Source organism: Caldinitratiruptor microaerophilus (assembly GCF_025999835.1).
Taxonomy (GTDB): Bacteria; Bacillota; Sulfobacillia; order Symbiobacteriales; family ZC4RG38; genus Caldinitratiruptor; species Caldinitratiruptor microaerophilus.
Window position 1 is genome coordinate 1,401,052 of sequence record NZ_AP025628.1, and the last position, 12,794, is coordinate 1,413,845.

Annotated in this window: 13 protein-coding genes and 1 pseudogene; 1 reads left to right on the plus strand and 13 read right to left on the minus strand. The window is 64.5% G+C overall.

Going from position 1 to position 12,794, the window contains the following annotated elements; genetic code table 11:
* Nucleotides 1–546 precede the first annotated feature (546 nt).
* The 8 genes from caldi_RS06845 to caldi_RS06880 form a co-directional block, all read right to left on the minus strand.
* Entirely contained in the window at nt 547–870 is a 324-nt protein-coding gene (locus caldi_RS06845) for a hypothetical protein (protein WP_264843437.1), read from the minus strand.
* Entirely contained in the window at nt 867–1,673 is an 807-nt protein-coding gene (locus tag caldi_RS06850; RefSeq protein WP_264841555.1) for an ExeA family protein, read from the minus strand. The genes caldi_RS06845 and caldi_RS06850 overlap by 4 nt, the downstream gene beginning before the upstream one ends.
* A gap of 23 nt (nt 1,674–1,696) precedes the next feature.
* Complete coding sequence (locus caldi_RS06855) at nt 1,697–3,082, minus strand: DDE-type integrase/transposase/recombinase (RefSeq protein WP_264841556.1); 1,386 nt, start codon at nt 3,080–3,082, stop codon at nt 1,697–1,699.
* A 95-nt stretch (nt 3,083–3,177) separates the two neighbouring features.
* Nucleotides 3,178–3,792, minus strand: a complete 615-nt coding sequence (locus caldi_RS06860) for a DUF6431 domain-containing protein (protein WP_264843435.1) — start codon at nt 3,790–3,792, stop codon at nt 3,178–3,180.
* A 125-nt stretch (nt 3,793–3,917) separates the two neighbouring features.
* Entirely contained in the window at nt 3,918–4,628 is a 711-nt protein-coding gene (locus tag caldi_RS06865; RefSeq protein WP_264844368.1) for a hypothetical protein, read from the minus strand.
* 11 nt (nt 4,629–4,639) lie between these two features.
* Nucleotides 4,640–5,125: a hypothetical protein gene (locus caldi_RS06870; protein WP_264844369.1), complete on the minus strand. Its 486-nt coding sequence runs from the start codon at nt 5,123–5,125 to the stop codon at nt 4,640–4,642.
* A gap of 1,186 nt (nt 5,126–6,311) precedes the next feature.
* Nucleotides 6,312–6,857 carry a hypothetical protein gene (locus caldi_RS06875; protein WP_264844370.1) on the minus strand — a complete coding sequence of 182 codons (546 nt, stop codon included), beginning with the start codon at nt 6,855–6,857 and terminating at the stop codon, nt 6,312–6,314.
* On the minus strand, nt 6,854–7,018 hold the full coding sequence (locus caldi_RS06880; protein ID WP_264844371.1) for a hypothetical protein: 165 nt from the start codon (nt 7,016–7,018) through the stop codon (nt 6,854–6,856). The genes caldi_RS06875 and caldi_RS06880 overlap by 4 nt, the downstream gene beginning before the upstream one ends.
* 671 nt (nt 7,019–7,689) lie before the next feature.
* Between caldi_RS06880 and caldi_RS06885 the strand changes: the two genes are divergently transcribed.
* Nucleotides 7,690–8,910, plus strand: a complete 1,221-nt coding sequence (locus tag caldi_RS06885; RefSeq protein WP_264844372.1) for an IS110 family RNA-guided transposase — start codon at nt 7,690–7,692, stop codon at nt 8,908–8,910.
* 174 nt (nt 8,911–9,084) lie between these two features.
* Here the strand turns inward: caldi_RS06885 and caldi_RS06890 are convergent, their stop codons facing one another.
* The 5 genes and pseudogenes from caldi_RS06890 to caldi_RS17745 all read right to left on the minus strand — a co-directional run.
* The gene (locus caldi_RS06890; protein WP_264844373.1) at nt 9,085–9,492 is read right to left on the minus strand and encodes a type II toxin-antitoxin system PemK/MazF family toxin; all 408 of its coding nucleotides are present in this window, start codon (nt 9,490–9,492) and stop codon (nt 9,085–9,087) included.
* 541 nt (nt 9,493–10,033) lie between these two features.
* Nucleotides 10,034–10,561, minus strand: a complete 528-nt coding sequence (locus tag caldi_RS06895) for a MarR family winged helix-turn-helix transcriptional regulator (RefSeq protein ID WP_264844374.1) — start codon at nt 10,559–10,561, stop codon at nt 10,034–10,036.
* A 172-nt stretch (nt 10,562–10,733) separates the two neighbouring features.
* Entirely contained in the window at nt 10,734–11,123 is a 390-nt protein-coding gene (locus caldi_RS06900) for an EAL domain-containing protein (RefSeq protein WP_264844375.1), read from the minus strand.
* 32 nt (nt 11,124–11,155) lie between these two features.
* Entirely contained in the window at nt 11,156–12,148 is a 993-nt protein-coding gene (locus caldi_RS06905) for a bifunctional diguanylate cyclase/phosphodiesterase (RefSeq protein WP_264844376.1), read from the minus strand.
* Between the two features lie 11 nt (nt 12,149–12,159).
* Nucleotides 12,160–12,639: pseudogene (locus caldi_RS17745) on the minus strand (PAS domain-containing protein); the annotation flags it as partial.
* Nucleotides 12,640–12,794 lie beyond the last annotated feature (155 nt).

The window sequence follows — 12,794 nt, forward strand, 5'->3', positions numbered from 1 at the left end:
GGGGAACGGACGCGGTCGGAATCGAGGGCTGCGAGCCTTCCGGAAGACCAGGTCCATTCCGACTTCTCTGCGTCCTCCAGCTGCGGCGCAGCATGGTGGTTCCGACCAGGGCCGCCAGCAATCCCAACCCCTGCCTCCACGGAAGCACGCCTAGCCACGCCTCACCCTCCAGCTTGCCGGTCGAACCGAAGCGTAGGATAAGGTGAGCCCGGAAAAGCCCCGCCAAGGGTGCGTCTTCCCATACGATCTCCAGCCGGCTTGTGTCGTTCGGGTAGATGGGTTGCCGGGACTGGACCCTCACCCTTCCGGCCTGGCGCCCGAAAATGTCGTAAAGGGCCACCTCTCCCTCCGGTTCAATCTGCACGTTGCCGCGGTTCTCCAGGACCAGTTGCAGGGGAACGTGTTGCTGACCGCGTTATTTGTCGCTCCGGTGACCAGCGACGATGTCATGGCCGTTCATGAGATGTGACCGGCCCACTGGCGCTGAAGGGGCGCAGCCCGTGGTAAGGATGCGCCCCAGAGTCCGAAATGCAGGGCCGGCAGCCACTAGAATCCGCCGGGGCCGTACGGGTGGTTGACCCCGGGGCTGTGAACGAACTCCCGGTAGAGGCGCCACCACCAAGCCTCGTAGTCCTCGATGTACCGGAAGACGGGAAGGTCGAGCCGGCACGTGGGCCGGCTCTTCAGGTTCCGTAACCGGTGGAGCAGACGGTAACTCAGGATGAACGCCGTGACCGCCTGGCCGCGCCGGACCCCATCTCCGGTCGTGGCCTGCCGGATGGCGGCCTCCAGCAGGTCGAGCAGGTCGGTGATCTCGTACCCGTAAAGCCGCAGCGAAACCCCGGCGTGTTGCAGGCCAGAATCTGTCACCACGGGCTACCTCCTCTGGGGGCCTGGGTATCCTGCAGCTCGAGCAGCACCCGCTCGACGTGGGCCTCCTCCACTAGGCGCTGGTCATGGGCGCAAGCGTCCAGGAGGCAGCTCGTGCAGATCGTGTTGATGACCCGCGGGATGCCCCGGGACTCCGTGACGATCTTGCGCAGGGCCTGCTCGGAGAAGAGGGGCCGGTCGGCGCCGGCCAGGTGGAGATGGTGCTGGATGTAGGCCAGAGTCTCGGCCTCCCCGAGGCCGGTGAGGTGGAAGCGCACCTGAACCCGCTGGGCGATGGCCTCGAAGGTGCGAAGCCGGAGCAGCCCCCGGAGTTCGCTCTGGCCGGCGAGGATGAACGTCAGCGGCGAGATGGAGTCCATGTGGAAGTTCAGGAGGAAGCGGACCTCCTGGAGCATGGCGCCGCTGAGGAGGTGGGCCTCGTCGATGACGATCACTGGCTGACGGCCGTTGGTGGTGTAACCGTCCAGGATGGTGCGCTCGAAAAGCCGTTTCACCTCCCGCCCGTGGAACAGAGAAGGCGGGGCCACCCCAAGCTGGGTGAGCACGTCTCGGTAGAACGCGCTGGGGGTGAGACGGGAGTCGGCGATGTACACGAACAGGTGGCGGGTCCGGTCGAGCTGATCGTACAGGGCCCGGATGGCGGTGGACTTCCCGGCGCCGACCTCACCCGTGACGACCGCGAACGCGCGGTGGCGGATGGCGTACTGGAGGCGAGCAAGCAGTTCCTGGTGCTGGGGAGCGGGGAACAGCCGGTCGGTGGGAATCTCCCTGGCGAAGGGCACCGCTTTGAGGCCGAAGTACTCGGTCAGCGTGACGGCTCACCGTCCTTGTGGCCGACCAGGCGAGCGTAAGAGGTCTGACCCAGGCGGCGCTGCTTCTCGGCCTCGTGGTGCTTGCGGGCCAGGGTGAGGAAGTTCATCCCGTCGCTGGACGGGGGTTGGGCCGGGGCAGGGACGGCGTGGTGGTGAGTGCGGCGGAGCTGGAGGGGGGCAGCGTCCGGGAAACGCTTTCCCTCGTGCCAGACCTGGATCTGGCTGAGGTCGTAGGGGTCGTAGCGCAGGAGCACCCGGTGGCCGCTGAGGGCGGCGTCGACCTCGTAGCGGTTCCCATGCAGGGAGAAGCATCCGGTCTTGTCGACGACCCGCTGCTCCTCCCAGAGGAACACCTCCCGCAGGGCCGTAGGGTCGATGCGGCGCAAGGGCTCGGTGTCCGCCTCGAACCGCTGGCGGGGGGTCTGGTGGGTGCTGCCGTGGGGGCGACTGAGGTAGGCCACCTCGAGCCAGGCCCAGAAGAACTCGTTGAGTTCGTCCAGGGTGCGGAGCTGGCCGGCTTCGACCAGCGCGTGCGCTTCGGGTACAAAGCTGCGGCGGACGTACTGGAAAAACTTTTCAACCTTTCCCCGCCCCTGGGGTCGGTAGGGGCGGGAGTGGCTGAGGCGGATCCCGAGCTTGGCGCAGATCCGGGCCAGGTGGCGGGTGGAGTAGATCGCCCCGTTGTCCACGTAGATCTGGCGGGGCAGGCCGTAGCGGAGGATGGTGCGTTTGAGGCAGTCCTCCAGGCGGGGGAGCTTCTCCTCGAAATACATCTGGCCGTAAACGACTCGGCTATGGTCGTCGAGGAAAGCCATGAGGTAGACTTGGCGCCGCTTCCCGGGTTGTCCCGGCACCGGCAGCGACAGGGCGTGCAGGACGTCTCCTTGCCACAGGTCGTTGCGGTGTTGGGCCTCAAACCGGCGGAGCAAACTCCGGGCGGCTTTGCTGCGCAACTCCTGGCGGGTGCAGCCTGCCCGGGCCAGGTAGCGGCCCAGGGTGGTGCGTTTGAGACGCCCGGGTGCGACCTTTCCGTCCAGCTCGAGCAAGGCGATGATCTGTTGCACACTACGGTCGGGCACCGCCCGCCGCAAGGCGATCGCCGCTTCCAGGACCTCCGGGGGAACGGCCCGGCCCTGGTCCGCATCCGCCCGGGTGTGCGGTTTGAGCCCCTCGAACCCGTGCTGCCGGTAGGCCTGGACCCAGCGCTGCAGCGTCCTGAGCCCGACTCGGGTCTTGTCACTGGAAGGGATCTCGTGCGGGTGCCCGGCGATCTCCCGCAACAGGCGCTGGCGCTCGGACGGGCTCAGGTTCTGGGTCAGTACGGGGGCGATGAGGCTCCAGCGGAACGTGGCGATCTCTTCCCGCTGCTGCTCGTCCATGGAATCCCTCCCCTGCTGGCGTCGTTGCCGCCATTATGGCCGGCACGCCGAGCCAGCCGGGAGGGACAAAGTTTGTGGTGGGGGGGAGCCGTACCTCACAGAGGCGCCGGGGCCTCGCAAAAGCCGTTCAGGAACGCAAACAGCCCACGGTGGCGGGCAGGGTCCACGGACATCTGCCGCCGGAGCCAGTCACCCAGCGCGAGCAAAAAATGAAAGGTGGCGTCGGGACCCTCGTGGCGGGGGACCAGCGTGAAAACGTCGACGGCGGGTCGCTGTTCCAGCAGCCAGGCGGTCAGGAACTGTCCCCAATTCCCCGCGATACTGCGAACCGTGCGCACCCACCGGCGCAGCGTGCGCTCCGACACCACACTGACCGCCGGTGAACTGATTTCCCAGGTGAGATCCCTCCACGACCTTCCTCGCTGAAGGCGCCGGCGCACGACCACTTCCCGCAGCAGCGTGACAAAGCGGGCGTACGGACGTAGAAAGTCCGGCAAGACCGAGCACGTGTGCTTGCACCGGGGACAGAACCAGCGGTAGATGGGAATGCGGTAGATGCGCCGGCGAGTGACCGCCGACCGATGGTGGGCGCCATGTTTCCGCATCTGCCGGCCGCAGCCTGCACAACGAAGCGCCAGTGCGGGCCCGTCACGGCCGTACCGGCGTAAGTACGCTTTGACTGAGACCGCAAGGGGCAGTATGATGGACACGCAGAGGTAACTCCTCTGAAGCCTGCCCCGGGGCTCGGCTGGGAAATTCGGCCCGGGGCAGGTGTCTTTATTTCCACCTCCCACGCGAAAACGGGGAGGCTCGACCTCCCCAGGCTCTTCCACACCTATCTCCTGGTCCCCTTCCAGCGCCAACCACTCCGGTCAACGCGGCGACAAATAACGTGGGCGAAAACAGGAACGGGCGGATTATTCGCCACCGGCACCCAGGGAAGCTGCCAGACCACGGGCTTCATCTTCCAACCGAGGATTTGTGGGAACCGCCAGACAACAGTACGCCGCTCAAGCCCGAATGAGACGATTCGAGCCGCCTCAACGACCTGCCCAGGTACCCGGACGGCCAAGATCGTCCCCACGCGACCACCGATTACCATCTTCGATCCACCGTCACTCGGGGAAGGGGGAGCGTATTCGAAGAAAGCCATAGCTACGTGGTCTCCTGGTGGTGCGCTGGGAGGCGCCCGCACCTCCCAGCGCACCTCTTGGGCGGTTCGCGGGGAGAGCCAGAAGGTCTCCGGCTTCATCACGAGCCACCGGGCTGCCGAAATCCGAGGGTCTCCCGGATCCAGAAACCGAAGTCCGCTCTCGTCCTTCCTCCGCTCCATTGCGTAGGCCCTGACGGACAGCGGCACGTCTCCCTCGTTAGAGACCGTGATCACGCCTGAGGCAGAGCCGCCTGGGTCGATTTCAACGCTTACCTGAGTAGGCGTAACACCGATTCCGACCACTGCTCCTGCAGGGATCGGAAAGAGCCAGAAGACGGCGACGGCGGCAACAACCAGTGAGAACTGCGTCCAACGTCCAAGCAGGTACGTCATGGCGGCCCACCTCACTGGGTCGCCGTGTAGGTCACGGTGCCCGTATACGTGCTCGGTACCGCGGCCCACGGGAAAGTCAGCGTGTAGGTGTGGGTGAAGTCGAAGCCGTTGTTAGGCGTGGGGGGCTGCGCAGAGTAGATCGTTCCTCCTAAAGTTGAGAACGTTTGCGGAGTGGCGATGTTGGTGCCCTGGTATGTCATGTTGCTGATGCTGACTATGTTGGTCCCGTCCGACAGATCCGTGGCACTATAGGTGAGGGTCCAGGTCACGTTGGCCTTCACGTTCCCGGCCACGCTGTCCGACCCCGCCACCCCGGGATCGAGGGCGCCAAAGTTCGCCGCGGAATCGGGCATGGTCAGGACGATCTTCGGCTTGAGTGTTGCCGAAACGTTGATGGTCGCCGCGCGCGCTGGGCGATCGACCGACAGCCCTAGGACCAGGGCGACAGCCAGCAGGATCGAACCCAGAATGAGATCCATACCAACCCTGGTCTTCATCCGCTATTCCCCCCTTTCCCCTTGGATTCTCCGGTCTCTTTGTCATTCTTTTCACCCTTGTTCGCTTTCCCACCGTCCTTCCCCAGCGGAGGTTGATCAACCGGAAGAGCGGCGTAGCGAATTTCCGTACTGTACGGTCCTGGCTCCGCGTCTTCCGGGAAAGTGAGAACAAAGACGTGCTCGAACGCATAACCAGCTTCTCCGGTGGGAGGACGGAGCGGATAAATGTCTCCTGCCGGTGTGAGCGGAGTAAGTCCGTCCAGATCCGTCCCGCCGTAGGCCAAGTGAGAGATCGGGAACGACTTCCCCGTGGTCGAGGAAAAGTCCGAGGCAGTATAAGCAAGTCGCCAATACACGTTACTAATCACGCGCCCGCTCACCTTGAATTCCACGACAGCTCCCGGCTCCGCGTCCCCCAGGTTGATCGTCCTGGCCCCTGCCCCGTCATCAAGTAGCAGTACAATCCTCCGTTTCGGTTTTGCAGCGTGCGAACGGGGAATTCCACGCTGCACGCCACCCGAAACGCCGGGGTGCACAGTGGGTGCAGTCCGGTCACCATTCCCGCCTCCTTGTCCGGGGGGCCCGGGTGTTGGAGTTTGATGAGCCTCTTTCCCGGATTTGTTACGACCTTCTTCCCCGGGACTGCCGCGGAACTCCACCGGCTCCCCGTTCTCCTCCTCTTTAAGTTCCCGTTCGGTCGTCTCATCCGAAGCTGAATCCGGTGCCTCCTCCGGCGGCGCGGACTGGGACCCGGAGGCCTCATGCTCTTCCTCTCCGGAGGCGTCACCGCTTTTTTTCTTTCCGCTGACACTGGGGGAATCCACCGGCCCGTCCGGACCTAAACCCGGCTTCCCCTGCCACCCGGCAGTTTGACCGGGGAGCACTGCGGACTGAAACGAACGCTCCAGGGGAGCACCCCATACGGTTTTCGCAAGCACGAGGACCATCCATGCGCTAGCCCACACGAAACACCGCAGCTTTGACCAGTTGGCCATGGGCACTACGCTCCAGATCCTGACACCCGCCTTAGCGATAGTATAGGTTTATTCAATGGCACAAGGTCAAGCCATTGATTTTATCTATAGATACAATCAATGACTGCCCTCTTATCCATTGATTGTCTCTATCGATTGCCTCTATATCATCGTGTGGCGGCGACATCTTGATCGGCGAATAACTACGTTGTTTACCAACTTTGACAGCGACCGCATGAACAAGCCGTTCCGTAGTGACGTGCATCACAAGCCCCCAGGCCCCGGGGAAGCGCCCGGGAACCCGGGGGGGGCCAAGCCCGTGGGAAGCGACTGGTGTCAACGTGGCAGGAGTCGGGGCGGGGTGGAACATCGACAGCCTTGAGCACGTGCCCCACCTGGGGGTTCGGGGTCGTCACGGCGCAGAACGCCTTCCCCACGAAGGTCTGCGCCGTGGCATGCACCTGACCGAGAAGGTCCAGGATGCGCCGCTCCGTCAGCCGGGAGCTCTGCAACCGGCGAACCTCCTCCTCCCGGGCGGCGGGATCGGCCATCCGGGCGGCCTCGGCCAGTCGGACCTCCACGTGCCGGGCGGAGAGCACCTCCATCCACTGCTCAAACAGGTACGCCTGTACGCAGAGGAAGACGTACCCCCGAACCCACTGCTCGTTCCAGTGGTAGACAGGGCGGATGCGGAGGAAGTCCTTCAGTTCACGAAAAGCCGTCTCCACCCGCTGCAGGTTCTTGTAAGCCCGGATCACGTCCCATGCCGACAGGTCTGCACCAAGAACTCGCCGTCCCGCAGGGCTTCCTCAGCCGTGGGCGCTTCGTCTCGCTCGAGCCTCAGCTCACGCCCGTCGTACGCCACCCGGAAGAACTTCGCCACACCCCTGTGGCCGAGGATCTCCGCCACCCGCAGCATCACGCCCTTGGAGGTAAATCGGCGGCCCCGGCACCGGTCGTGGGTGGCCAGGCGCTGCTACAGGTCCCGAATGCGGCTGCCCGCGCCATCTGACGCTCAGATGACCAGTGACGATGTCATGGCCGTTAATGAGATATGATCGGCCGCCGGGCACTGAAGGGCTCTCCGTGCTCGAGGTCTCCCGGCGCACGTACCACAACCCGCGGCGTGTGGATGCCTACCTGAAGGCCTTCGATTCGCTGCTGATCCAGCACCTGTACGGTCTGCCGCTCCAGCTCATGGCCGCGGTCGTGGGACATGGCGGAATCCTTGATCCAAGAGTGCCTCGAACTGATTCACCAGTGCCTGAAAGAGCCGAACAGCATGGGCGAGCACCTGCGCCAGCGCGATGTGAATGTGCCCATTGATGTATCAAATAGACATTCATGCCGCCTTGGCGGCACCACGGCAGGATGAAAACGGGCCTGGGCAGCGAACCATGCCTTACCGGCTGGTAAAGTGAGGTCGGCTTCCGCTGGTGCCACGAGCCCGACAAATAGACGGACCCCGGCGGCTTGGAGCACCACGGACTGTCGCTACCCCCGGATAGGGGGTAAGCACGCAGGGTAGTTTTCTTGCAAAAGAGGCCGCCGCGCCAGCCGGAATCCGCTTGGGAGCTGGAGGCATGGGCCATGCAGGTCGTCTACGAACGCTGCTCCGGTTTGGACATCCACAAGAAGACAGTTACCGCCTGTGTGATCACGCCGGAAGGAAAAGAGACCCGCACCTTTGGCACGATGACCGGGGACCTGCTCATGCTGGGCGATTGGCTGGAGAGCCGCGGCGTGACGCACGTGGCCATGGAGAGCACGGGAGTCTACTGGAAGCCCGTCTACAACGTGCTGGAGGGCTACGAGTTCGAACTGCTGGTGGTCAACGCGCAACACATCAAGGCGGTTCCGGGTCGCAAGACGGACGTGAAAGATGCGGAATGGATCGCCGAACTCCTCCGGCACGGCCTTTTACGGGGAAGCTACATCCCCAGCCGGCCGGAGCGAGAGCTGCGTGAACTGGTGCGTTACCGCAAGTCCCTGATCCGGGAACGTACCACCGTGGTCAACCGTATCCAGAAGGTCCTGGAGGGCGCCAACATCAAGCTGGCGTCGGTAGCCACGGATGTGCTCGGGAAATCCGGCCGGGCCATGCTGGAGGCACTGATCGCCGGGCAAACCGACCCTGTTGCCCTCGCCGCGTTGGCCAAAGGACGCCTTCAGGAGAAGCGGGACCAACTCGAGCAGGCACTGCAGGGAGCGATCGGGTCGCACCAGCGGATGCTTCTACGGCTGCAGTTGCAGCACGTCGACTTTCTGGACCGGCAGATCGAGGAACTCAGCCGGGAGATCGACGAGCGGATGCTCCCTTTCGAGGAGAGCCTGCGCCGGATCGAGACGATCCCCGGGGTCGGCCGGCGTACGGCGGAGATGCTCTTGGCCGAGATCGGCCCTAATGTGAGCCGTTTCCCTTCCGCAGCCCACCTGGCCTCCTGGGCGGGGATGTGCCCGGGGAACAACGAGAGTGCTGGCAAACGCCGGACCGGTCGGACTCGCAAGGGAAGCCCCTGGTTGCGGGAAGCTCTGGTCGAAGCCGCCCGGGCTGCAGCTCCTACCCGCAACACCTACCTTTCGGCTCAGTATCACCGCCTTGCCGCCCGCCGGGGCGCGAACCGGGCCGCGGTGGCCATAGGGCATACCATTCTCGTCATCGTGTACCACATTCTCCGGAACGGTACCACCTACCAGGACCTTGGCGCCAACTACTTCGACGAGCGGGACAAGGCTGCGGTGATCCGGAAAGCCGTTCGGCGCATCCAGAGCTTGGGGTACAAGGTTACCGTGGAACCCAACGCGGCGTGACCGATACTTGGAAGTTAGTGGTAGTTTTCAGGGTAGTTTTCAGGGTAGCGGTTGACAGGGATCAACGCGCTCAGAGGTCGGCTTGGACGTGTGCGCGAGGACCTGTCTAAGAGGGGATCAGCCTGCGCCGGTTCGCCCACGCACGACCGGACACCGAGGTTAACGCGGCCCGCATTACAGGCGCTGGACACGTGTAAGCGGCAGAGAAATCCTACGGCGTCCGAAATACCGCTTGTATCGCCAAAGGCCCAATAGTATCCGCAGCCGGTTCCCCACGGCGGCCATCGCCTCGACAGATACCGCGCCCAGTCGGACCGAAAGCCGCTCCTTTGCCACCGACCGCACGTCCTCGCACTTGATGAAGCTGATCTGCTGCACACCGCCTTGAGGCGGATGGACCGGCACATGCCAAGGGATTCCCTTCGCCCGGCTGGTCATCGAGACCATAACAACCAGTTCGGCCGGCCCGCGATTGAAAAGGTCGATGGACACGACAAGACGTCGCCGCTTGCCCGCCTGTTCATGCCCGCGGGCCGCGTCAAGGTCCACCAGCCACACTTCACCGCGATGGGGCTGCTTCATTCCTGCCCCTCGCCCTTAGCCCCATCCACTGTGGCGGTATCCCAGGCTCTTCGTTCCTCAAGTTCTTTCTGCCACAACATCGGATCGTTCCGCAGCGCCCCGAAGGCTCGGTTTTCCTTCTCCAAAAAACCTTCCGCCGGTATTCCTCCGCCGCCCGGTCAACAGTTTCTTGCATGGTCGTTCCCCGGCTCTCAGAGATACTTTATGATTCGCCATGCGGCTTCGCTAACCCGCACCATCGTTGTGGATACTCGCTTCATCCCTGAAGCAAGTAGGCCCTTCCGTTTACTCGCGAGCAAGCAGATCTCCGCACCTTTCGCCTGGAATCGCCTGGTTCAAGAGACCTGACTGCTGCTCAGCAGCCAGGCCGGCCTCCAGACCAGGCGTTCGCCTCCTTTCGGACACTTGATTTGCCCAGCAACGAACACGGCGACAGCGCGTCGTGAATGCGCCGCGCACGCCCGCTTTGAGGGCACTGCTCCCCAAGATCGAAGCGCTACCGTCCAACGTGTCGCGGATACCACGCGGACCTCCCCTGCACCTACGATTCAGGGCCTACCCGTACTCTCCTAGCAGATTCATGGGTGTCTGGGCCATGATGCCGCACTTCCTCTTCGACTGCGTCGAGCAACTCTTCGACTCGCTCGCGACCTATGAGATGGGTCGCGTAACGCAGGAGCGATTGTAGAAGCTCGCTCCTCTCTTCGGCCGGCAGGGACCTGAGGTATTCGTAGCTCGCCAACTCGCCCTGGCGGCGCTTCCAGTGCTCTGCCTGTATTTCTTCTCCGCTGGGAGTGAGCGAGACCAGCTGGACCCGACGGTCGGTAGGGGACTCGTGCATGGAGATCAGCCCTTTGCCCGCGAGCCGCCTTAGCAGTCCAGACACGTTGGCTGGGTCAGTGAAGAGGCGCCGGGCCAGCTCCCGACCACTGACGGGCCGTCCCGGTACAAGGGCCAAAAGAAGCCGCAGCTGCCCCGACGTGAGCCCCCAGTTCACCCGTGCGTACTGGTCTAACAAGTTGTCCTGGACGCGTTGAATCGAAGCAACCAGCCGGATGACCTGGTGCACCTCCATGTTCTCCCGAGTCAATTCCGTCATCACTCACCCGTTCACCCCAATTCGCATCCTGAAATCGACACCTCTCCGTGCGTGGCGGGTCTGCCTGCTACCTCTGGCGTCCGACCCGCGACCCCTCTCAATACGGCCGGCAAAAGTGCCGGCAGAAGTCACACTGTAGGGATCAGTTCCGGGGCACAGCGTCTCCGAGCACTTCGCTGACCGGACGGGGCCGTCCGAAGTAATACCCCTGCCCATACCGAACGCCGTACTCCTTGAGCAGCCGGACGGTCTCCCCGTCCTCCACGAACTCCGCCATGGTTTCCAGCCCCAGCCGCTTGGCCGCCTCCGCCAGCGTCCGCACCAGGTGCCGGTCCACGGCATCCCGCGTCAGGTACCGGAAGCTGCCATCGATCTTGAGCAGATCGGCCGGCAGGTGCTTGAGGTGCTGGATGGATGAGAACCCGACCCCGAAGTCGTCCGATGCCACTTGCAGCCCCAGAAGCTTGAGAGACCTGACGAACCGCCTCGCCGCCTGGATGTCGGTGATCGCCGCGCTCTCCGTGATCTCCACTATCAGGTCTGCCGCCCTCGCCCCCTGCACCGTCAGCTCGTGTGCGATGACCGCAAAAGACCCCGATCTTCAAACGCGCGACCCGAAACGTTCACCGCCAAACGCACTTGACGGCCCGCTCTCTGCTGGGATGCCAGCAAGTGAATCGCCTGCCGCAGAACCCATCGATCGATCCGGTGGATCGCCCCGGTCCGCTCAGCCGCTTCCAGGAAGGCCGCAGGAGGCAGCACCTCGTCCTCCTCGATCTGCACGCGTACGAGCAGCTCGTACATCGCGACCCGGCCGGTCACAAGCTCGACGATGGGCTGGCAGAAGAGGAGCAGCCGGTCTGCCGCCAGCGCCTGCTGAATCGTGTCCTCCCACGAACGGGACGCCTTGCCAGGCACCGATCGGCGATCCTCACCCTCGTGGCGGTGCCAGCCATCTCCGCCACTGGCCTTCGCATCGTACATCGCTTCGTCGGCGCGCACTAGGATCTCGTCCGTCGTCGTCCCGTCGTCCGGAAAGAAGGCCACGCCGACGCTCACGGTGATCCGAACCGGCTCGGACGGCCCGGGAAACTCGTGGGTCCGAACAGCCGCCACGACGCTCTCCGCGGTGCCCTGTGCCTCCTCAGGCCCCTTGTTTGGCAGTATCGCGCCGAACTCATCCCCGCCAAGCCGCCCCACGGTCGCCCGGGTTGCGATCACCCCTTCCAGAACCCGCGCCAGGTCCGCGAGGACGGCATCCCCCACACGGTGCCCCCAGCGGTCGTTCACTTCCTTGAAGCCGTCGGCATCGATGAAAAGGACGGCACCCCGCGTGCCGTACCGTTGCGTCTCGGCCAGTTGACGCGCCAGCTCGTCCTCGAACCGCCGATGGTTTAGCACGCGGGTGACCAAATCGTGGTCCGCCAGGTACAGCATCTGCGCCTCCAGTTGCCTTCGCTCCGTAAGGTCCCGCAGGATGTGGGCAAAGAAGCGACCGGCAGCGCTGTCGATCTGGCTCGTCGTCCCCTCCACCGGCACCCGGCGGCCCGTTCCCACCGCCCCGTCTCGTCGTGCGGGCCCGGCAGAATCACCGAGACCACGCGCCCTACCAGGCCGTTCGGGTCGTAGCCGAACATGCGCGCGGCCGCGGGGTTGCAGTACACGATCCGCCCCACGGGGTCGGCCAACAGGATTCCCTCGGCGGTCGTCTCTGCCAGTGCGCGGAACCGCATCGCGGCCTCCGTGGCTTCCCGCCGCCGGCGGACGCTGACCAGATGCTGGACCAGGATCTCCAGAGCCTGCTGCGCCTCCGGGGCGGGGGCGGCCCCACGCGGCCGGACCTCCAGAACCCCCAGTGCCTCCCCCGCCGACTCCAGGCGGATCTCCTTCACCGGACTGCCTGTCGACGTCCCCGGCCGGTCGGGGGTGCCCGCGCTGTGTTCCGCCTGGCCCGCCGGCGCTACGTCCGTGCCGCCCGCAGCGCGCCGCGCACACCACCCGCCGGAACCCATGCGTCGATGCAGCCAGGCGGGCACCACACACCTCATATCCCAGGGCCGCTGCTTTCGCACACAAGATCGCCAGGATGTCCTCCGCTCCTCGTCCCTGCGCCAGGGCCTGGTCGATGGATCGCAGCGCTTGTTGCAGGGCCAGGTTGCGGCGCAGCACCACCTCCACCTGTTTGTGCTCCCGGATGTCCCGC